This window comes from Bradyrhizobium sp. AUGA SZCCT0222, assembly GCF_018130205.1.
Classification (GTDB): Bacteria; Pseudomonadota; Alphaproteobacteria; order Rhizobiales; family Xanthobacteraceae; genus Bradyrhizobium.
In genome coordinates, this window is record NZ_JAFCLX010000057.1 from 25,835 (window position 1) to 45,520 (window position 19,686).

Consider the following 19,686-nt stretch of genomic DNA (forward strand, 5'->3'; position numbering starts at 1 on the left):
CGGCCTTGAGCCGGGACCCATACGCCGCGGCCTTTCATTGAGGCACGCAGGCAGAGACCTTTTCAAACAATCACCATCGGTGGTTATGGATCCCGGCGTTCGCCGGGATGACGGAGAGATTTATCCCCGCGTCGCCGTCGTTGACGACGGCACCAGCACCGGCTGCAGCGACGGAATCAGCCGCGTGCGTTCGCGATGCGCGGGAATCGCGCGGTAGACCTGCTTGGTCGCCTCTACGATGTGCACGCCGGCGAACGGCAGCGACAGCGCCGCGCCGACGCGCTCCCATGCCATCGCCGAACGCAGGAACCAGCCCTTGCCGACCGGCGGCAGAAACAACGCCTCGCTCCACGCCGTCGGCGTGAACCAGGTCTGCCGCAGCAATTGCGTGATCTGCGCGCGCGAATAGGGCCGGCCATGGCCGAACGGCGTATTGTCGGTGCGGGTCCACACGCCGCGGCGATTGGGAATCACCGCAATCAGGCGCCCCGACGGCGCCAGCACACGCCACACCTCGCGCAGCAAACGTTCCGGATCGTCCGACATTTCCAGCGCATGCACCAGCAGGATGCGATCGACGGCGGCGTCCGGCAACGGCATCGAGAATTCATCGATCAAGGTCGCCAGCGCCGGCCGCGCCGTCGGCCATTTCAATACGCCCTGCTGCGCCGGCATGAACGCGATGCAGCGTTCGGAATCTTCGCGAAACAGGCCGAGATAGGGCGTGGGATAACCCAGCCCAAGTACGCGAAGCCCGTCCGCATCAGGCCATCGCGCCCGGATGCCGCGATTGATCAGCTGCCGCGCCACGATGCCGAGGCGGCGCGAATAGAAATCGCGGAGATCGATGACGTCGATGGTCATGGGGTCAATCTATCACGCCGCTATTCCCCGCGGGGTGCGGAAATTTGCATTGCCGCAGGAGCGTTAACGCCATATTTCCTGCCCATATGTGGCGTGTTAGAGCTTGATCGGGAAAGGCGCGCCCCGCACTTCGATGGCGGGGCGGGCCCCGGTTTTCCGAAGAGATCATGCTCAGGCAAGAAATCACTCATACTGTTCGTGGAGATACCATGGCTTCGGAAATTCGCACCTTTACCTGCCTCAACGACAATTTCGGCTATCTGATCCACGATCCCGCGACCAAAGCGACCGCCTCGATCGACGCGCCGGAAGCCGGCCCCATCCTCAAGGCGCTGGAACGCGAAGGCTGGACGCTGACGGATATTCTGATCACCCATCACCACCACGACCATGTCGGCGGCGTCGCGGAGCTGAAGCAGAAGTACAATTGCCGCGTCGTCGCCCCGCACGACAAGTCCGCGGCGATCGCCAATGTCGATCTGCGCGCCGCCCATGGCGACGTCATCAAGGTAGGCAGCCTCCTGGTGCGCGTGCTGGAAACGCCCGGCCACACGCTCGACCACATCTCCTATGTGTTCGACAGCGAAAAAGCGCTGTTCGCCGCCGACACGCTGTTCTCGATCGGATGCGGCCGGGTGTTCGAAGGCGACTATCCCATGATGTGGGATTCGCTGCTCAAGCTGCGCGCGCTGCCGGATGATTTCAAACTCTATTGCGGCCACGAATATACCGCCTCCAACGTCAAGTTCGCGCTCATGGTCGAGCCCGACAATCCCGCGCTGGTCGCGCGTGCCGCGGAAGTGACCAGACTGCGCGCGGAGAACAAGCCGACGATTCCAACCCTGCTCGGCGAGGAAAAGAAGGCCAACGTGTTCCTGCGCGCCGACGAGCCGTCGGTCGCCGCCAAGCTGCACATGAAGGGCGCCAACGCCGCCGACGTGTTCGGCGAATTGCGTGAACGCAAGAACAAGTCCTGATGACGCTTCCGGCAAGTACTGCCGAGACAAGTGCCGCCGAGATCATCGCGCGGCTCGAGCTGAAGCCGCATCCGGAAGGCGGGCATTATCGCGAGACGTTTCGCGATTCCCGCACCGATGCCAGCGGCCGTTCGCGGTCCACCGCGATCTATTTCCTGCTGGCGCGCGGCGAGCGCTCGCACTGGCATCGCATCGATGCCGTCGAGGTCTGGCATTATTATGCCGGCAGCGCGCTGACGTTGAGAATCGCCGACGATGACGGGCAATGGAGTTTCAGGCTCGGCCCGAATCTCGCCACCGGTGAGCAGCCGCAGGCGATCGTGCCGCCCGACACCTGGCAAGCCGCCGAGAGCACCGGCGACTGGACATTGGTCGGCTGCACGGTTGCGCCGGGATTCGATTTTGCAACGTTCGAGATGGCGCCGAAGGATTGGGAGCCGGAGTGATTTTGTAGGGTGGGCAAAGCGGAGCGTGCCCACCAACAATCACCGCGGCGCGGATGGTGGGCACGGCGCAAGTGCGCCTTTGCCCACCCTACTGACCCTTCTTCAACACCATATCCTTTGCCGCGATCAGGCCGCCGCCGGCGATCAGGATCGCGGCAATCGCAATCGTGGCGCTCGCCGTGGCAAAGCCTGCGAGAATCAGGAAAGCGGTCGAGAGCAGCGGCGTCGCATAGGATGCCGCGCCGAGCACGCGGATGTCGCCACGCTTCATGCCGATGTCCCAGGTAAAGAACGCAGCGCCGACCGGACCGACGCCGAGTGCGATAATGGCAAGCCATTGCCCTGACGTTTCCGGCCAGACCGTGGTCTCGACCATGCCGTGGACCAATGCCGCGAGCAGTGCGGTGGCGAGGCAAAAGCCGGCCACCGCGTCGGTCGGCACCGCCTTGAGCTTGCGCGACATCACCGAATAGGCCGCCCACACAAAGGCGGCGACGAAGGCCGCCGCCAGTCCCGGAATCTGCGCCGGCGCAAAGCCGCCGCCGCTATTGCCTGACAACAGCAACACCGTGCCGGCGAGACCGAGCAGCGCGCCGATGATGTGATGGGCCGCCAGCCGCTCGCCCGGCAGCAGCGAGGAGAACAGCACGATCAAAAGCGGCCAGAGATAGTTCAAGAGCCCGGCTTCGGCCGGCGGCGCAAAGCGCAGCGCCAGGAAATACAGCGCGTGATAACCGAACAGCCCGCCGACGCCGACCACCCACGCGGTCGGCGATTGCCGTAACGCGGCGAAGGCCGCGGGCCGCCAGATGAAGCTGATGAAAGCGACCGCCGCCCCGATCGCAAACGTCATCGCCGCGAGTTGAAACGCCGGAATTTTTCCGGTCGCAACCGTCAGGACCGACAGCAGCGACCACATCAGGATCGCGGTCAGTCCGATAAGTGTGGCGGTACGGGGAGTCATGAAGCCGTCATTGCGAGCGAAGCGAAGCAATCCATCTAGCGTCAATAGCAAGTATGGATTGCTTCGTCGCTATGCTTCCTTGCGCAAACGCCTTCGCGTTTGTCGCAGGCAATGACGAAGAAGCATCACACCATGTACTGCCCGCCGTTGATCGTCAGCGTCGAGCCGGTGATGGCGCCGGCCTCGTCGGCGGCGAGGAAGACCACCGCGCGGGCGATTTCTTCGGGCTCGCCGAGGCGATTGACCGGGATCAGCGGCAGGATGCTCTTCTCCAGCACGTCCTTCGGCACCGCCTGCACCATTTCGGTGTTGATGTAGCCGGGGCAGATCGCGTTCACGGTGATGCCGCCCTTGGCGTTCTCCAGCGCCAAGGCCTTGGTGAAGCCGATGTCGCCGGCCTTGGCCGCCGAGTAATTGACCTGGCCGAACTGTCCCTTCTGGCCGTTGATCGAGGAGATGTTGATGACGCGGCCGAACTTGCGGGCGCGCATGCCTTCGATCACCTGGCGGGTCATGTTGAACAGCGAGCCGAGATTGGTGTTGATGACCGCGTTCCACTGCTCGAGCGTCATCTTGTGGAAGGCGCCGTCCTTGGTGATGCCGGCATTGTTGATCAGCACGTCGATCGGCCCGAGATCGGCCTCGACCTGCTTGACGCCGGCCGCACACGCGTCGAACGAGCTGACGTCCCATTTGTACACGGGAATGCCGGTCTCCGATTTGAATTTTTCCGCCGCGGCGTCATTGCCGGCATAGCTCGCCGCAACCTTGTAGCCCGCCGCCTTCAGCGATTTGCTGATCGCAGCACCAATGCCCCTCGTGCCCCCCGTAACCAATGCAACACGTGCCATGCGTAGTCCTCCTTGGTGGTCTTTTACGAGCCGGAATTGTCCCGGTCTTTTGACGAAGCCTGCTCTTCAAAGTGCGGCGCGTTTTCTCACTCGATAACGCACCAGAGATGAAAATGCCCGGCGCAAGACCGGGCATTTCAGTTTTATCGATTTGAGCCGTGGTTGACAGATGAACTTTTCATCAACAACGCATCCTATCTGCCTTTTATCTGTACGCGTTTTCTTGACGCGAACCGGTACCCACTTCGTTGAAAACGCTATGGCTCAGTCGCGTGCGATGCACATGGCAATGCCCATGCCGCCGCCGATGCACAGCGTGGCGAGGCCTTTCTTGGCATCGCGCTTCTGCATTTCGTGCAGCAGCGTCACCAGCACGCGGGCGCCGGAAGCGCCGACGGGATGGCCGATCGCGATCGCACCGCCATTGACGTTGACCTTGGACGTATCCCAGCCGAGGTCCTTGTTGACGGCACAGGCCTGTGCCGCAAACGCTTCATTGGCCTCGATCAGATCGAGATCGGCGATGTTCCAGCCGGCCTTCTTCAGCGCGGCGCGGGAAGCCGGGATCGGCCCGGTGCCCATGATCTTGGGATCGACGCCGGCCTGGCCCCAGGACGCGATGCGGCCGAGGATCTTCTTGCCTTCCTTGGCGGCCTGCTTGGCGGTCATCAGCACCACCACGCCGGCGCCGTCATTGATGCCGGACGCGCTGCCGGCGGTGACCGTGCCGTCCTTCTCGAAGGCGGGCTTCAGCTTGGCCATCGCATCGACGGTGGCGCCATGGCGCGGATATTCATCGGCGCTGACGATGATGTCGCCCTTGCGGGATTTGATGGTGACGGGGACGATCTCGTCATTGAACTTGCCGGCCTTCTGCGCGGCCTCGGCCTTGTTCTGCGAATGCACCGCGAACTCGTCCTGCTGCGCGCGGGTGATCTGGTATTGCCGCGCGACGTTCTCGGCGGTGTTGCCCATGTGATAGCCGTTGAAGGCATCCCACAGGCCGTCCTTGATCATGGTGTCGACCAGTTCGAGGCCGCCCATCTTGACGCCGCCACGCAGATATTGCGCGTGCGGGGCCATGCTCATGGATTCCTGACCGCCGGCGACGACGATTTCCGAATCGCCGTTGAGCAGCGCCTGATAGCCGAGCGCAACGGTGCGCAGGCCCGAGCCGCAGAGTTGGTTGACGCCCCAGGCCGGGCTTTCCACCGGGATGCCGGCCGCGATCGAGGCCTGGCGGGCGGGATTCTGGCCCTGCGCGGCGGTCAGGATCTGGCCCATGATGACTTCGGACACACGGCCCGGCTCGATGCCAGCCCGCTCCAGCGCGGCCTTGATTGCGATGGCGCCAAGATCATGGGCCGGGGTGGTGGCGAACGCGCCGTTGAAGCTGCCGACCGGGGTGCGGGCGGCGCTGACGATGACGACATCGTCTGACATGGACATCTCCTGTGGGCTTGAGGTTTCTCGACGGCGGGCGGCCGGATGGCGGGCCTGTCTCTTGGGACCATCCTGTTAACCTAGGCATCGTGTGTCAATCGGCCAGAGGGGAAAATCACGCCGCGGCGCATTCAAAATAGCGTCCTTGGCAGTTTCCATAGCAGTACCCATGCCTTGGAATTAACCGTGCCGCACAAAACGGTAGCCGAGCCGCATTGAAAATGCTTACTTTGCTGCGTTGCGTTGCTCGTCTGCCCGCCGGCGATGCCGTCGGGTTCCCCGCTCTCGGTATGGATGTGTGAGCCCCATGGCCATGGCCAAGTCAGACCAACCCACCACGATCAAGAAATACGCTAACCGGCGGCTCTATAATACCGGCACCAGCACCTATGTGACGCTCGAGGATCTCGCAGCGATGGTGAAGGATGGCGAGGATTTTCTCGTCTATGACGCCAAGACCGGTGACGACATCACCCGCTCGGTGCTGGCGCAGATCATCTTCGAGCAGGAAAACAAGGCGGGGCAAAATCTGCTGCCGACCACGTTCCTGCGCCAGCTGATCCGCTTCTACGGCGACAGCATGCAAATGGTGGTTCCGAAATACCTGGAACAATCGATCGACACGCTGACGCGCGAGCAGGAAAAGTTCCGCAAACAGCTCACCAACACGTTCTCGGGAACGCCATTTGCGCCGCTCGAAGAACACGTCCGCCGCAACATGGAACTGTTTCAGCAGACGTTCTCGATGTTCAAGCCGTTCGTCCCGCCGCGCGGCGGCGTGACGTCAGTCGAACCCGAGAAGCTGCCGGAGCCGGCGGCTGGCGAAGACAATATCGACGACCTTCGCCGTCAGATGAAGGACATGCAGGACCGCCTCGAGCGCATGTCGAAAGAGCCGAAGAAGGAAGAGTAGTTTCTCTTCCGCGTTCCACTCTCTCCATACGTCGTCCCGGCGAAGGCCGGGACCCATAACCACAAATCTTTGTTGTCGCGTGAGGGCGTCTACCACCGCGCCTCATCGATGAGCCGCGGCGTATGGGTCCCGGCCTTCGCCGGGACGACGGAAACATTTCAACGCTACGCTGATCAACTCGCCGCTGGCAACACCGTCTCGGCCGACACGGCCCACGGCCGCTCCGGTGATGCGAGGCCGATCAGGCGGCCCTGGATGTAGTCGCAGCCCCATTCGCGCAGCATGACCGCGGACTCTTCGTCCTGCACCCATTCCGCCACCGTCTTGATCTGCAGCCGCCGCGCCAGATCGATCAGCGTCTGCACGAAGGCGCGGTCATCGGCCGAGCGCGCGATGTTCTGCACGAAGGCGCCGTCGATCTTGACGATGTCGACACCGAGCTTGCGCAAATTGCGGAACGAGGTGTAGCCGGCGCCGAAATCGTCGATCGCGATCCGGCTGCCGAAATTCTTCAGCCTGGTGACGAAGCCTCTGATGTCGTCGATATCCTGGATCGCCACGGTCTCGGTGATTTCCACGATCAGTCGTTCGGCCACGCCCGGATGCGCACGCATCAGGGATTCGATCGAGGCCGACCAGTCCGGATCCATCGTGGTGTCGGGTGAGATGTTGAGGCTGAGCTGCACGTTCGGTGACGCCGCGAGTTCGGCGACCGCGAGTTCCAGCACGCGGTGATCGACCATCCGGATCAGGCCAAGTCGTTCTGCGACAGGGACGATATCCGGTGCCAGCAACGCCTGGCCGTTGGCCTGCTCCATCCGCACCAGGCATTCGTAGAACGCCGGCTGGCGCGAGCGCGCTTCGACCACCGGCTCGAACGCGGTCACGATCCGGCGCTCGTTCAGCGCGGTGACGATTTCATCGGTGACGCGGATGTTGACGCGGCGCTGGGCGTCGCGCTCCACATTCGGCTTCCACAGCGCAAATGATCCGGCCCGGCGGCTCTTGGCGCCATCCAGTGTTTCCTGGGCGCGGGTGACGGCCTCATCGGCGCTGCGGGCATAACGCGGGATGCTGATCGCGCCGATCGACGCCGTTACCGACACCGGCCCGGACACGGTCGGCACCACCTCGTCGCGAATGCCGGCGAGAAACCGCTCGGCCGCGACATTGGTGTCGTCGACGGTGCAGTTGCGCAAGATCAGCCCGAATTTGTTGCCGGAGAATCGTCCGAGCACGTCGCCGCCGCGCAGCCGCGCACGAATGCGTTTTCCGACTTCCGCGATCACGCCATCGGCGACATCGAAGCCGAAAGCGTCGTTGACGCGCGCCAGATGGTCGATGCCGATCAGCATGAAGGCGCATGACGAACGGAAGCGCGCGGCTTCCTCGATCGCCTCGGCGAGCGCTGCGATCAGGTGGGTGCGATTGAGTTCGCCGGTCAGCGGGTCGTGCCGCGAGAGCCGCACGAGCTGCTCATCGCGGGCGCGGCGCTCATTGTCGACGCGGACGACGCCTTGCGCGCGCGCCGGCTTGCCGTCGGCGCCGGCGAACCAGCAGCCGGTTTCCTCGATCCAGATCACGGGCGCGGAGGTCGAGGCCCGCACGCCATATTCGATCCGGTAGGCCGTGCCCTCGCCGCCGCGTGCCGGGGCCGTGTGACCCAGCGCGTCTGACCGGATCGACCCTTTCGGCTCGATCAGCTTGGCGAACCCGGAGCCACTGGCCAGCGCTTCCGGGGCGATGTCGGTAAAGACCGAGGCGGCGTTGTCGCTCCAGGCGATGCTGTCGGCGGCGAGATCCCAGACGAACGTGGCCTGCCCGAGCGAAGCGAGGATGCTGGAGGCTTGCGGGACAGCGGACATCAAAGTCGCCTCGATTCGGGACAGCCCAAAGACAGGCAAAGGTGATTCTGGCACCTTCAGGATAGTGGTTCTATCGAATCAGACGCTAGGCAAAGTTCATAAATAATCTGGAAACCACGTTTTACGGCTGTCGCAAACCTTTAGGGAACGAACCGGGACGCATCGGCATAGGCCTTGCGAAGAGCGAATCGCAGTAGGGCGTCACGTCCCAAAACGTGACAGTTTTAGCCGGTTCAGTGCGATGCTCGATACCGAACGATCAGAAGATATTTTGGACGTAGACGTCTCCGACGCCGACGCGCCGGCCTGTGTCGCGCTCGTGCCGGTGACCCAAACGGTGCACTGGTCGCGGAAAGCGACCATGGCGCGACCCGACCCGACCTTTCTGACTCAACTGATCGCGACCGCCGACCATGCCCCACAAACCCGCTGCATGCGACGTGCCTCGATCGAGGATGCGCAGGCGGCCTATGGCGCACACCCGCAGGAACGCCGCAGCGTGGCACGGCGGACCCGGCAGGTCATCTGAGCGAGAAATCTGATCCGACGACCGCTCAGCGCGGCGGCTTGTCCGGCGACGGAGTCGTACCGCTACTCGGCTGTATCCCCGGCGAGGGGACTTCCGGCGAAGCCGTATGGGGCGCGACAGCCGGCGCGGGCGCCGGTTCGGGGTGATCCATCAACACTGATTCAGCGACCGATGCCGCGGGCGGCACTGTCGCCTGTGCCGGCGCAGGCTCGGGTTTCGGCTCGGCCACCGGCGGCTCGACCTGCGGCTCAGGTCTCGGTTCAGGTTTTCTTGCGCCCTTGGCGGACACCGCAGGCGCCACGATCGCGCGCCGCCGCGTGCGCAAGGCAAGGCCGGACAGGAAGTCGACCAGCGCAAGGGACGTCAGCAGGAAATAGGTCGAGGTGCCGAACTTCGGCCACAGCACGAATTCGGCAGCGGCCGCGCCGAACACGATCAGCGACAGCAAATGGTCGGTGAGATATTTCGCGCCGGGACGCGCGCCTTTGATGACTTCGAACATCAACAGGAAGATGCCGACCGCGACCAGGACGTCGCTCAGCGTCACCTGCCATTCCACGCCCGACATCAGCATCAGCTTCAGCAGCGGCGTGCTGAAAGCGACTTCCGGCATCAGGAAGGCGATGATGTTGTAGATCGCGAGCGGAATCAGGAGTAGCGGAAATCCGACCATGGACATCGGCGAGGCCTTAACTAAAGGAAACTTGAACGCTCCTAAGGCGAAGCATCGCGCTTCGCCACCGGGAACCGTCTTACCCCATCCGTTGGCCAAATTCAGGCAGGCACGGCTGAATCGCCGCGCCAAGCCTGGGCCCGATCAGGATTCCTTCTTGGCCTTCAGAACCTGCCGGCCCTTGTACATGCCGGTCTTCAGGTCGAGGTGGTGCGGACGGCGCAATTCGCCCGAATCCTTGTCTTCGGCATAGGTCGGCTTCTTCAGGGCGTCCGCCGAGCGGCGCATGCCACGCCGCGAGGGCGATGTTTTTCTTCTGGGAACGGCCATAACGGTCCTCTAGGGGTGTTGTCGGAGGGCATCGTCCCGGGTAGCGGACCGCCCAGCGCTTCAAAGCACGGGCTGCGATGCCGATAAGGCCGCGCTTATAGAGGAAGGGATGACGTAAAGCTAGGCTTTGCCAAGGTTAAATCGGCCGAAAATTGGCTCAAAATGAACGATTTTCGCTCCAGCACCGCTGCAGCGCGGATGCATTGGCCCGGGCCATGTAGGTGCCCGCCAGACGCCGCACCCCGGGGCCGGGATTACGGGCGCTGCGCCTGACCGGATTGGGCAGGATCGCCGCCAGCAGGGCCGCCTCGCGCGGCGACAGGGTCGCAGCCGAACGACCGAACGCGTATTGGGACCCTGCCTCGGCGCCGAACTGCCCGGAGGGGCCCAGTTCGGCGATATTGAGGTAGATCTCGAGAATCCGCTGCTTGGACAGCACCAGGTCGATCCACATCGCCAGCGGCAGCTCCAGCGCCTTGCGGACCACGCTGCGGCCCGGCCACAGGAACAGGTTCTTGGCCACCTGCTGGGTGATGGTGGAGCCGCCACCCGACACCTCGCCTTCTTCGTGATCCTCGATCGCATCCTGCAGCGCGCTCCAATCGACCCCGCGATGGGCGCAGAATTTGGCGTCCTCGGAGCCCACCACCGAGCGCGGCAGCGCCGGCGAAATCGCCTTGAAATCGATCCATTGCCGCGACACCGGCGCGCCCTTGAGCCAGCGCCAGGCCATCAGCGTCGAGACCGGATGGCCGGTGCGATAGAACGGCGTCACCAGATACGGCAACAGCAGCAGCACCAGCAAAATCAGCAATAAGATTCGGACAAAGCGCAAATTCGGATGCTTCCGGTTCAGCCCAGCCGGCTCAAGGATCGGTCAACAGACCCCTTAATAGGTGACATCACCATGATATTTCGTGGGTTTTCCAGCACTTTTAAGGCGGCTCAAGCCGGGTAGCGGAATTGACTGACGCCCTGCCATCAACGATTGTCCGGCAAAATTGATCTGGAGCCATTCTTAAATGACGACCGCCACTGCCGATTTCACCACACGATTGGATCAGACCGCCGAAGATACCGAGGCCCTGCTGGCGAAGCTGCTGTCGGATACGCTGTTATCAGACGAGATCGCGCGGCCGAAGCGGCTGATGGACGCGATGCGCTATTCAAGCCTCGGCGGCGGCAAGCGCCTGCGGCCGTTTCTGGTGGTCGAGAGTTCGGCCGTATTCGGCGTTCCGCGCGACGCGGCGCTGCTCGCGGGCGCCGCGCTCGAATGCATCCACTGCTATTCGCTGATCCATGACGATCTGCCGGCGATGGACAACAGCGACCTGCGCCGCGGCCGTCCCACGCTGCACAAGAAGACCGACGACGCCACCGCGATCCTCGCCGGTGACGGCCTGCTGACGCTGGCGTTCGACATCGTGACCCGCGACGAGATTCATTCGGATCCCACCGTGCGCCTGCTGCTGACCCGTGCGCTCGCCCGCGCCTCGGGGATCGGCGGCATGGTCGGTGGACAAATACTCGACCTCGCCGGCGAAGGCCGGTTCGGCGACCGCGAACCGGTCGACGTGGCGCGGCTGCAGCAGATGAAGACCGGCGCGCTGCTGCGCTATGGCTGCATCGCGGGCGCGATCCTCGGCCAGTCCACGCAACAGGAATATCAGGCGCTCGACGATTACGGCCGCGCGCTCGGCGAGGCGTTCCAGATCGCCGACGATCTGCTCGACGTCGAGGGCGACGCCGCAGCCCTCGGCAAGCCGGCCGGCGCCGATGCGGCGCTCGGCAAGACCACCTTCGTCACCCAGCTCGGTATCGACGGCGCCAAGCAGCGCGTGCGCGACTTGCTGGCGCGCGCGGATTCCGCGCTGTCGATCTTCGGCGCCAAGGGTGACGTACTGAAGGCCGCGTCGCGCTTCGTCGCCGATCGCAAGAGCTGACGTGCCATCGCAGAAGAAGGAACTCGACGAGCTCCTCGACCGGTTCAGGAAAAAGCCGGTTCTGCTCCGTGTGGTCTATGGGCGGCCACGCACCTTCATCGCGATCGCAGTCGGTATCGTTGCGTTCTTTTTGCTGCCGGGCTCGCTGCGGCTGGTAACGCGGCTGCTGGTCAGCTGGGACATCTTCGTCGCGCTGTATCTGGTGCTGGTTTTCACCATGGTGTTTCGCAGCGGCATTTTGCACATCCGCCGCAACGCGGCGCTGCAGGACGACGGCCGTTTCCTGATTCTGCTGCTGACGGCGCTCGGCGCGTTTGCCAGCATCGCGGCCATCGTGTTCGAACTCGGCGCCTCCAACCGCAGCGCGCCGGGACTGGTGCTGGCAATGATGACCATCGCCCTGTCATGGGCGGCGGTACACACGGCGTTCTCGCTGCATTACGCGCATGAGTATTACCGCGGCGACAAACCGGGCGGCCTGCAATTCCCGAGCGGCGACCAGCATGAGGACGCCGATTACTGGGATTTCGTCTACTTCTCGTTCGTGATCGGAATGACCGCGCAGGTTTCCGATGTCGGGATTACCGACAAGATCATCCGCCGCACCGCGACCGTCCACGGCATCATCTCGTTCGTGTTCAATACCGCGCTGGTCGCACTGATGGTCAACATCGCCGCGAGTGCGATCTAGTCAGCGGCACACTTCGATATTGCCGCCGCTTGGATACGGACCACCTTGGGCAAACGTCTTGTATTCGAGGCGACAGCCGGCGGTCACGGAGCGACAACCGGCCTGATCGCATACGACCTGGCCGGATGCCCGGCCGGATGCCTGAGGCCTGGGCGCACTGACCTCGGGCCGCGGCCGTTCGCGAACCGGCCGTTCGGGGCGATCATCGCTATCGCGCTTGGCCACCGGCTTGTTGCCGCGGCGCTTTTCGCATTCATTGTCGTCGTTGAGCACCGAACCCTGGGCGCAAGTGATCTTGCTGCAGCGGTCGCCATCGGCCCTGAAGCCATGTTCGCAGACCAGCGGACAGACGCGGGACGGCTTCAGCTTGATCGCATCGAGCGTGTCGACGCTGGCCACTTTGGCATCAAGCCTGGTCCCGGCGTAGCGGTTGAACAGCGTCAGCGAGCGCTGCGAAGCCACGTTCCAGTCGCCATCGGCAGCGCCGGTCAGGCAGCCGACTCGGCGCAGTTCGGCCTGCACCGACCTGGTGATGTCCGCCGGGGCCGATGCGGGGGGCAGCGCCGCGAGATTGACGGCCTTTTCCTTGACAGGTTCCTTGGCGGGCGCGGGTACTTCAGCCGCGAGGCGCTTCTGTTCGGCCGCCGCGGCCTGGTCCTGCGCAATCTGCTTGGCTTTTTCGGCGGCGATGCGCGCCTGCTCGGCGGCCCTGACATCAGCCTCGGCCTTCGACTGCTCCGATTTCTGAGCGCCTTCGGCGACGAGCCGCGCCCGCTCCTGCTCGGCCAGCCGCGCCTTCTCTGTGGCGGCGATGCGGATTTCCTCGGCGGCGATCTTGTCGAGCTGCAGCTTGGCGAGGCTGGCATAGAAGCCGTCGGGATATTGCTTGAGGAAGGCGTCGAGCGCGTTCTTGTTGCCGAGCTGCAGCGCCAGTTCGTAGTCGCGGCGGGCTTCGGCCTGCGCACTGAGCGCGGGCGCAGCCGTCGCTGCGGCGGGCGCCGGTTTGGCAGGGGCCGGCACCAGCGGCACGTCTTCGCCGCCGAGCGAACCATAGACGAACGGTTCCTGCCGGTTGCCGGTGGTCTTGAGCACTTCGTCGCGGACAAATCCGAAAGCGCGGCGCACATCGAGCCCCGGGGTTGCGATATGGCGCGACAGCGCTGCTGTGAACGGGCTGTTCTGGCCGTCGCCATCCGCCGCGGTGAATCCGGCCTTGGCCGAATAGGCGATCAGCACGTTCGGGCTGCTCGGCTCGACCTTGGCGAGGCCCTGCCCGATCGCGCGCGAGGCAACCGTGCGCTTCATGGACTTGGCAAACGGATTGTCCCGGCAGGCGTCGAGAATGACGAGCCGCAATTTCTTGGCCGGCTCGATCGCGATCAACACGCGATCCAGCGACAGGGCCTCATCGTAGACGTCCGTATCGCGTTCCAGTTTTGCATCCACCGGAATCAAGTAGTTCGAGCCGTCCACCTCGATGCCGTGGCCGGCGTAATAGACGACGGCGATGTCGGCGTCCCGGGCACGGTCGGCGAAGTCGCGCAGCGCGCGCCGGGTTTCGGCCGCGGGCAAATCGCGGCGAGAATCGACGACATCGAAGCCGGCATCCTTCAGCGTCGCGGCGATCTTGGCACTGTCGTTAACCGGATTGGCAAGCTGCGGGACATTCCTGTAGGCGGAATTGCCGAGCACCAGGGCGACGCGCTTCTCGGCAAACGCCGGCTGGCACACAGCCAGCAGCGCCGCGGCGGCAAGCACCCATCGATGCAATTTTAGAGATCCAGATCTGAACATGACGCTTCCGGAGCCTCGCACTTTTTCCCACCGGGTATACCTATCATGGGCATAGGGCCGGGCTTTGTGAGTTGGGTCACGAACCGCATCGACCCGGATCGCGCGGCCATTTTACCGCCAATCCGGCAAACAGGCCACGGGCTCGCCCGTTGGCCGGTCATGTTTGACGCCGGGCTCGTCCGGCCGCGCCCCGCCAATTGCTACGCCTGTTCCGGGCGTTCAGCCCGGACAACGTGACCCTGGTACTGCGGCAAATCGTCGGTGATGGAGAACCAGGGCGCCTTGGAAGCCAAGGACCTGGAACCCACGAAGATGTGGGCGGACGGGCGGATCGAGGGAGCATCGACCAGTGTCCCCATCGCGACATGGACGAAGGCGCCATCGCGCACCACCGAATAGAGCAAGGAGCCACATCGCCGGCAGTGCGCGTTATGACCGGCATCGTCGCCATGGATCATCACGATATCGTCACCCGCGGTGATACTGAGCCTGTCGCGCGCGATGCCGGCAAACGGCTTGAACGCCGAACCGGTGGTCCGCCGGCAATTCGAACAATGACAATTGAGGGCATATTCGAATGAATCGGCCACGGCGTAACGCACCGCGCCGCAGAAGCATTCTCCGGTCAGAATGCGAGCATTCGAACTAACTGAACCCGTCATGATCAATTCCCTGCCGCGGTCTTGCACTCACCCGTAGCGAAATTCATCCGTTCGTGGCTTACTTCAGATCGAACAATCCTGCACCTTTGGGGAGGACTATTGTGAGCGAAGACCGATCGAGCGTCGAAGCCGTCGTCCAGAATTATTTCGATGGCCTGTATGAAGGCAATGCCGACAAGCTCGGCGCCATCTTCGACCCCACCGCCGATTTGCGCTGGGTGGAGAAGGGCGAATTGCAGGTGCTGACCGTACCGGACTGGCTGGACCGCGTGCGCAAGCGCCCGTCAGCCAAGGCCGAAGGCAAGCCGCGCGAGGATTTCATCGTCACCATCGACCGCTCGGACGAGTCCACCGCCTTCATCAAGGTGCGCTGCCAATTGCCGCCGCGTTATTTCACCGACTATCTGGTGGCGATGAAGCTCTCTGACGGCTGGAAGATCGTCTCGAAATCCTACCGCTACGATCTGCGCGAGTGACGGCTGTTTAGGCCAGCATATGAGGACCGATCCGTGAGCTACGACCGCTCGACCGTCGAAGCCGTGATCCAGCATTATTTCGACGCCGTCTACGAAGGCGACGTCGACAAGCTCGGCGCGATCTTCCACCCTTCCGCCGACCTGCGCTCGCTGGAGAAGGGCCGGCTGAAGGTCCTCGCCATGCCCGACTGGCTGGATTACTTCCGCAAGCGGCCGTCGGCGAAGGCGGAAGGCAAGCCGCGTGAGGATTTCATCGTCACGATCGACCGTTCGGACCAATCCACCGCCTTCATCAAGGTGCGCTGCCAATTGCCGCCGCTCTATTTCACCGACTATCTGGTGGCGATGAAGCTCTCCGACGGCTGGAAGATCGTCTCGAAGTCCTACCTCTACGATCTGCGCGGGTAGTCTCCCCCGTCCGCGGGTCCATCCGACCGGATTGACGTCCGAGGGGTTTCCCTGCGAATTGGGGAGATCATGGAAGCCAAATTTCAGATCTTTTTGATCCTGCTCGCCGTGCTGGCGGGCACCGCGTTGCTGGCGCGGCGAATCAATGTCGCGTCCGCCATCCTGATGATGCTCGCCGGCATCGTGCTTGCCTTCGTGCCGGGCATGCCGTCGATCGAACTGCCGCCGGAACTGGTGCTGGTGCTGGTGCTGCCGCCGCTGATCTACTCGGCCAGCGTCGCCATGAGCTGGCGCGAATTCAAATTCAACCTCCGCCCGATCACGCTGCTGGCGGTCGGCTGCGTGATTTTTACCGCCTTCGCGGTCGCCGCCGCCACGCATTACCTGATCGGGCTGCCATGGACCGTCGGCTTTCTGCTGGGCGCCATCGTCGCCCCGCCCGACGTGGTGGCGCCGCTGGCGATTGCCAAGAAACTCGGCATGCCGCGCCGGATCCTGGTCGTGCTCGAGGGCGAGGGCCTGGTCAACGATGCGACCGCGCTGATCCTCTACCGCTTCGCGGTCGCGGCGATCCTGACCGGCATGTTCTCGCTGCCGAAGGCCACCGGCACCTTCGCTGTCATCGTCGTCGGCGAGTTGCTGTTCGGTCTCGCGGTAGGCTGGCTCAGCCTGCGCATGCGCCACCGCGCCCGTGATCCGCAGGTCGAGATCACGCTGTCGCTGATCACGCCCTACCTCGCCTTCTGGATTCCCCACCATTTCGGCGGTTCCGGCGTGATCGCCACCGTCGCCTGCGGGCTTTATATGAGCTGGAACGGGCCGCTTTTGATCTCGTCGGCGACGCGCCTGCAGGGCATCTTCTTCTGGGACCTCGTGATCTACCTGGTCGAGGGTTTTCTGTTCCTGCTCACCGGCTTCCAGATGCGCTCGCTGTTCGAGAAATCGAAGGCGTTCCCGCTGGACGAGATCCTGTTCGCTACCGCGCTGGTCACGGCCATCGTGATCGTCGCGCGGTTCGCCTGGGTCTTTCCTGCCATCTATCTGCCGCGCCTGCTGAATCCGCGCCTGCGGGCGCGCGATCCCAGTCCTCCATGGCGAAACACCTTCGTGATCGCCTTCACCGGCGTGCGCGGCGCGGTGTCGCTTGCCGCCGCGCTGGCGCTGCCGCTTGCACTACCGAATGGCGACGCGTTCCCGCATCGCGACCTGATCCTGTTCGTTTCCTTCGGCGTCATTTTCATCACCCTGGTCGGATTGGGGTCAGGCCTGCCGCTGGTGGTGCGGTGGCTCGGCCTGACGCAGGCCGGCCGCGACGAACACATCGCCGAGCACGAAGCCGAGATCGAAGCGCGGCGCGAGGCGCTCGAAGCGGCGCTCAAATCGCTCGATGCCATCACCAACGACCGCGAATTGACCGACGAAGTCGTCAAGCTGCTCCGCGCACGGCACGAATCCCGCACCAACCAGCTGCCCGATGCGTTCGATCCCGATGTGGAGGACGCCTCGGCGGCCGGCACCGAACTGACACGCGAGCTGATCTCGACGGAGCGTAAATTCATTCACGCCTTGCTGCGCGACGGCAAGATCACCGACGAGACCCGGCGCCGGATCGAGCGCGACCTCGATCTGGAGGAAGCGAGTTTGAGCAATCGGGAGTATCGGAGGATTCCGTTGTAGGCCCGTATCCATCCACACGTCGTCCCGGCCTTGAGCCGGGACCCATAACCACCAGCGATCATTGTTTTAACACGCTGATCGTTGTCTTTCTTTTTCAACAACACGGGCCGCGGCGTATGGGTCCCGGCGTTCGCCGGGACGACACGAGAGAAGCAGCCCGCCCCTACTCCGCCGCAACATTCCGCCCCGGGCCACCGACGAACCCCGCCGCATCGCCGAAGCGCTCGATCATCACGGCGGCGAGGTCTTTCGTCTTGCTGGTCACGCAGGCGCCGGAGCGTACGGTGTAGCGGTCCTGACGCGCGACATGCGGCGGTGCCTCGCCCTGCTGCAGCGCGCGGGCGGTCTCCATCACCAGTTTGCGGAAATGCATGATGCCCAAATCAGTCGGGCCGAGATGTTCTCGCGTCCGGTCGGCGATCGGGCCCTGGCTGTCCTGCACCGCGGCGTCCTGTTCGGAGACGCCCTTGATGCCGGTGTAGCTTTTGGTCTTCTGCAGCTTGCGATCGATCAGATAGTCGTTGGCCTTGTTGCGCAGCGGAACGTAATTCTCGTCGACCTCCGACATCACGCCGTTGCCGCGATCGTAGCCGTCGCGCTCGGCCTGCGTCAGCGGCCGCTCGGGATTCCACGCATAGGTGTAGATCCAGCAACTGGTATCGGTCACGGGGACAAAACTCTGGCCGAAGATGTTCTCGCCCGGCATCGAGCTCGGCGCATAGGCATGCACCGGCATCAGGAACTGGGCGATGCGCCAGTAGATGTTGTCGGACCCGGTGAGCCGCCCGCCGGCGACGGTGAGGCCGGCCGCGTGCGGGCTGATCTTGATCACCGGGCGCGGGTCCTCGGCGATCCAGCGCATATGGTCGGTCGCAACCCGTGTGAGCGGATTCACGAAATGCTTCTTGATGTCGAGGATCTCGTTCTCTTCCTTCTCGAAGCTCAGATGCGCGAAGGTGAAATGCGCGGTATCGATCGAGCCTTCGAGCGCCTGCACCCAGTTGCAGTCCTGCCATTTCTTGGTGACGTAGCGGTGCGAGGCCGGCACCAGCGCCATCTCCAGCGCCGGCAGTTCCGGCATCTGGTCCGCCGGACCCATATAGGCCCAGATCATGTCGCCCCATTCGCGCACCGGATAGGACTTGATCTTGATCAGGTCCTTTGCATTCAGATCGGGATAGGAGGTCGGCATGTCCACGCAATTGCCTGACGTGTCGAACTTCCAGCCATGATAGACGCAGCGGATGCCGCACTCTTCGTTGCGGCCGAGCCAGAGATTGGCGCCGCGGTGCGGACAATACTGGTCGATCACGCCGACCACGCCGCGCGTGTCGCGGAACGCCAGCAGCTCCTCGCCCATGACCACGATCTTCTTCGGCGTGCCGTCGGCCTCAGGCAGTTCCGCCGACAGCAGCACCGGCATCCAGAACCGGCGCAGCAATTCGCCCATTCCCGTTCCCGCCCCGCTCTCGGTCAGGAAGGCGTTGTCTTCGGCGCGGAGCATGGCGTGACCTCCGGAGTTTTGTTTTGGTTTTCGCTGAGATTGGCGCAGGTCAAAGGGGGCGTCAACGTGGGTATTGAGCTGGGATCACGGTGTCGTCCCGGCGAACGCAGATGCGCAATTGCGTATCGGGGGACCCATACCGCGTGATTTCTCGATAGAGCCTCGGTAACAGAGACCGTTCGCCAAACTTCTTCCTGTGGTTATGGGTCCCGGCTCAAGGCCGGGACGACGGCGGTATTTGTTGCTGCACCGTGGTCTAAACGCAGTTTCGCGTTCCCGCGGCGCGATGCGCCCGAGCTTTGCCAGAAATTCCTTGCCCTCTAATCGAGAGGGCGCAGGGAAGACCGGGTGCGCGCTGCACCCGCGGTCTCGCGTGCGGTTTGCACAAAAAAATGTGCACGCGAGCATACAGGGCAGCGGAGAACACCCGGCCTTCCCTGCGCAATGGCTTTACGGCTTATGCCGTGATCTCCCCGGAGACGAGTTCTTGGTTGACTCCGTCGCTGCCGTTCCCGCTTGCGCTTCTCCGACAGCTTGACGCCTGCAACGGGCGCCAGGACCACACGGTTTTGCCGTACGCTTATCCACGCCGTCGTCTCAGCGCAAACCAGCGTCCACCGCAACCCGTCCAACGTCCGTGACGACGGCCGACGCCCTTCTGACCAGGACGGGATGG

20 protein-coding genes are annotated in these 19,686 nt (G+C 63.6%); 9 read left to right on the forward strand and 11 right to left on the reverse strand.

What is annotated here, in order from left to right:
* Nucleotides 1-120 precede the first annotated feature (120 nt).
* Complete coding sequence (locus JQ629_RS31955) at nucleotides 121-864, reverse strand: methyltransferase domain-containing protein (RefSeq protein ID WP_212415997.1); 744 nt, start codon at nucleotides 862-864, stop codon at nucleotides 121-123.
* Nucleotides 865-1,073: 209 nt separating this feature from the next.
* On the opposite strand from JQ629_RS31955, the gene gloB reads away from it, so the two are divergent.
* The gene (gene gloB / locus JQ629_RS31960) at nucleotides 1,074-1,841 is read left to right on the forward strand and encodes a hydroxyacylglutathione hydrolase (RefSeq protein WP_212415998.1); all 768 of its coding nucleotides are present in this window, start codon (nucleotides 1,074-1,076) and stop codon (nucleotides 1,839-1,841) included.
* Nucleotides 1,841-2,287, forward strand: a complete 447-nt coding sequence (locus tag JQ629_RS31965; RefSeq protein ID WP_212415999.1) for a cupin domain-containing protein — start codon at nucleotides 1,841-1,843, stop codon at nucleotides 2,285-2,287. The genes gloB and JQ629_RS31965 overlap by 1 nt, the downstream gene beginning before the upstream one ends.
* Before the next feature lie 88 nt (nucleotides 2,288-2,375).
* Here JQ629_RS31965 and yddG read toward each other — a convergent pair whose 3' ends face one another.
* From yddG to JQ629_RS31980, 3 genes are all read right to left on the reverse strand, one after another.
* Nucleotides 2,376-3,251, reverse strand: a complete 876-nt coding sequence (gene yddG, locus JQ629_RS31970; RefSeq protein WP_212416000.1) for an aromatic amino acid exporter YddG — start codon at nucleotides 3,249-3,251, stop codon at nucleotides 2,376-2,378.
* A 125-nt stretch (nucleotides 3,252-3,376) separates the two neighbouring features.
* Nucleotides 3,377-4,102: an acetoacetyl-CoA reductase gene (gene phbB, locus JQ629_RS31975; RefSeq protein ID WP_212416001.1), complete on the reverse strand. Its 726-nt coding sequence runs from the start codon at nucleotides 4,100-4,102 to the stop codon at nucleotides 3,377-3,379.
* Between the two features lie 264 nt (nucleotides 4,103-4,366).
* A complete protein-coding gene (locus JQ629_RS31980) occupies nucleotides 4,367-5,545 on the reverse strand; it encodes an acetyl-CoA C-acetyltransferase (RefSeq protein WP_211998211.1) in 1,179 nt (392 codons plus the stop codon).
* 313 nt (nucleotides 5,546-5,858) lie between these two features.
* On the opposite strand from JQ629_RS31980, the gene phaR reads away from it, so the two are divergent.
* Nucleotides 5,859-6,458: a polyhydroxyalkanoate synthesis repressor PhaR gene (gene phaR / locus JQ629_RS31985; RefSeq protein WP_212416002.1), complete on the forward strand. Its 600-nt coding sequence runs from the start codon at nucleotides 5,859-5,861 to the stop codon at nucleotides 6,456-6,458.
* A 173-nt stretch (nucleotides 6,459-6,631) separates the two neighbouring features.
* Here the strand turns inward: phaR and JQ629_RS31990 are convergent, their stop codons facing one another.
* On the reverse strand, nucleotides 6,632-8,323 hold the full coding sequence (locus JQ629_RS31990) for a bifunctional diguanylate cyclase/phosphodiesterase (protein WP_212416003.1): 1,692 nt from the start codon (nucleotides 8,321-8,323) through the stop codon (nucleotides 6,632-6,634).
* A 241-nt stretch (nucleotides 8,324-8,564) separates the two neighbouring features.
* Between JQ629_RS31990 and JQ629_RS31995 the strand changes: the two genes are divergently transcribed.
* Entirely contained in the window at nucleotides 8,565-8,852 is a 288-nt protein-coding gene (locus JQ629_RS31995) for a hypothetical protein (protein WP_249135417.1), read from the forward strand.
* A gap of 25 nt (nucleotides 8,853-8,877) precedes the next feature.
* Here JQ629_RS31995 and JQ629_RS32000 read toward each other — a convergent pair whose 3' ends face one another.
* The 3 genes from JQ629_RS32000 to mtgA form a co-directional block, all read right to left on the reverse strand.
* Nucleotides 8,878-9,525, reverse strand: a complete 648-nt coding sequence (locus JQ629_RS32000; RefSeq protein ID WP_212416012.1) for a hypothetical protein — start codon at nucleotides 9,523-9,525, stop codon at nucleotides 8,878-8,880.
* A gap of 144 nt (nucleotides 9,526-9,669) precedes the next feature.
* Nucleotides 9,670-9,855, reverse strand: coding sequence for a 50S ribosomal protein L32 (gene rpmF, locus JQ629_RS32005; protein WP_027540899.1), 186 nt, complete (start codon nucleotides 9,853-9,855; stop codon nucleotides 9,670-9,672).
* Nucleotides 9,856-10,012: 157 nt separating this feature from the next.
* Complete coding sequence (gene mtgA, locus JQ629_RS32010) at nucleotides 10,013-10,690, reverse strand: monofunctional biosynthetic peptidoglycan transglycosylase (RefSeq protein ID WP_212416004.1); 678 nt, start codon at nucleotides 10,688-10,690, stop codon at nucleotides 10,013-10,015.
* A gap of 187 nt (nucleotides 10,691-10,877) precedes the next feature.
* Here mtgA and JQ629_RS32015 point away from each other — a divergent pair, with 187 nt between their 5' ends.
* Both JQ629_RS32015 and JQ629_RS32020 read left to right on the forward strand, forming a co-directional pair.
* Nucleotides 10,878-11,798: a polyprenyl synthetase family protein gene (locus JQ629_RS32015; RefSeq protein WP_211998206.1), complete on the forward strand. Its 921-nt coding sequence runs from the start codon at nucleotides 10,878-10,880 to the stop codon at nucleotides 11,796-11,798.
* A gap of 1 nt (nucleotide 11,799) precedes the next feature.
* A complete protein-coding gene (locus tag JQ629_RS32020; protein WP_212416005.1) occupies nucleotides 11,800-12,489 on the forward strand; it encodes a DUF1345 domain-containing protein in 690 nt (229 codons plus the stop codon).
* Here the strand turns inward: JQ629_RS32020 and JQ629_RS32025 are convergent, their stop codons facing one another.
* Entirely contained in the window at nucleotides 12,490-14,283 is a 1,794-nt protein-coding gene (locus JQ629_RS32025) for a caspase family protein (protein WP_212416006.1), read from the reverse strand.
* 200 nt (nucleotides 14,284-14,483) lie between these two features.
* Nucleotides 14,484-14,945 (reverse strand): GFA family protein, encoded by a 462-nt coding sequence (locus JQ629_RS32030; RefSeq protein WP_212416007.1) that lies wholly within the window; start codon nucleotides 14,943-14,945, stop codon nucleotides 14,484-14,486.
* 101 nt (nucleotides 14,946-15,046) lie between these two features.
* Between JQ629_RS32030 and JQ629_RS32035 the strand changes: the two genes are divergently transcribed.
* The 3 genes from JQ629_RS32035 to JQ629_RS32045 all read left to right on the forward strand — a co-directional run bounded on the left by JQ629_RS32035 (nucleotide 15,047) and on the right by JQ629_RS32045 (nucleotide 17,506).
* Complete coding sequence (locus JQ629_RS32035) at nucleotides 15,047-15,421, forward strand: nuclear transport factor 2 family protein (RefSeq protein ID WP_211998201.1); 375 nt, start codon at nucleotides 15,047-15,049, stop codon at nucleotides 15,419-15,421.
* Nucleotides 15,422-15,454: 33 nt separating this feature from the next.
* On the forward strand, nucleotides 15,455-15,829 hold the full coding sequence (locus JQ629_RS32040; protein WP_212416008.1) for a nuclear transport factor 2 family protein: 375 nt from the start codon (nucleotides 15,455-15,457) through the stop codon (nucleotides 15,827-15,829).
* Between the two features lie 69 nt (nucleotides 15,830-15,898).
* Nucleotides 15,899-17,506, forward strand: a complete 1,608-nt coding sequence (locus tag JQ629_RS32045) for a Na+/H+ antiporter (protein ID WP_212416009.1) — start codon at nucleotides 15,899-15,901, stop codon at nucleotides 17,504-17,506.
* A 163-nt stretch (nucleotides 17,507-17,669) separates the two neighbouring features.
* Here JQ629_RS32045 and JQ629_RS32050 read toward each other — a convergent pair whose 3' ends face one another.
* A complete protein-coding gene (locus JQ629_RS32050; protein ID WP_212416010.1) occupies nucleotides 17,670-19,010 on the reverse strand; it encodes a Rieske 2Fe-2S domain-containing protein in 1,341 nt (446 codons plus the stop codon).
* Between the last annotated feature and the right edge of the window lie 676 nt (nucleotides 19,011-19,686).

Bases quoted from the DNA above. Each gene is read 5' to 3' on its own strand.
- phaR (WP_212416002.1), top strand. From the start codon at position 5,859: ATGGCCAAGTCAGACCAACCCACCACGATCAAGAAATACGCTAACCGG.
- JQ629_RS32015 (WP_211998206.1), top strand. From the start codon at position 10,878: ATGACGACCGCCACTGCCGATTTCACCACACGATTGGATCAGACCGCC.
- phbB (WP_212416001.1), bottom strand. From the start codon at position 4,102: ATGGCACGTGTTGCATTGGTTACGGGGGGCACGAGGGGCATTGGTGCT.
- JQ629_RS32025 (WP_212416006.1), bottom strand. From the start codon at position 14,283: ATGTTCAGATCTGGATCTCTAAAATTGCATCGATGGGTGCTTGCCGCC.
- JQ629_RS31965 (WP_212415999.1), top strand. From the start codon at position 1,841: ATGACGCTTCCGGCAAGTACTGCCGAGACAAGTGCCGCCGAGATCATC.
- JQ629_RS31990 (WP_212416003.1), bottom strand. From the start codon at position 8,323: ATGTCCGCTGTCCCGCAAGCCTCCAGCATCCTCGCTTCGCTCGGGCAG.
- rpmF (WP_027540899.1), bottom strand. From the start codon at position 9,855: ATGGCCGTTCCCAGAAGAAAAACATCGCCCTCGCGGCGTGGCATGCGC.
- gloB (WP_212415998.1), top strand. From the start codon at position 1,074: ATGGCTTCGGAAATTCGCACCTTTACCTGCCTCAACGACAATTTCGGC.
- JQ629_RS32045 (WP_212416009.1), top strand. From the start codon at position 15,899: ATGGAAGCCAAATTTCAGATCTTTTTGATCCTGCTCGCCGTGCTGGCG.
- JQ629_RS32000 (WP_212416012.1), bottom strand. From the start codon at position 9,525: ATGGTCGGATTTCCGCTACTCCTGATTCCGCTCGCGATCTACAACATC.
- yddG (WP_212416000.1), bottom strand. From the start codon at position 3,251: ATGACTCCCCGTACCGCCACACTTATCGGACTGACCGCGATCCTGATG.
- JQ629_RS32050 (WP_212416010.1), bottom strand. From the start codon at position 19,010: ATGCTCCGCGCCGAAGACAACGCCTTCCTGACCGAGAGCGGGGCGGGA.
- JQ629_RS32030 (WP_212416007.1), bottom strand. From the start codon at position 14,945: ATGACGGGTTCAGTTAGTTCGAATGCTCGCATTCTGACCGGAGAATGC.
- JQ629_RS31955 (WP_212415997.1), bottom strand. From the start codon at position 864: ATGACCATCGACGTCATCGATCTCCGCGATTTCTATTCGCGCCGCCTC.
- JQ629_RS31980 (WP_211998211.1), bottom strand. From the start codon at position 5,545: ATGTCAGACGATGTCGTCATCGTCAGCGCCGCCCGCACCCCGGTCGGC.
- JQ629_RS31995 (WP_249135417.1), top strand. From the start codon at position 8,565: ATGCTCGATACCGAACGATCAGAAGATATTTTGGACGTAGACGTCTCC.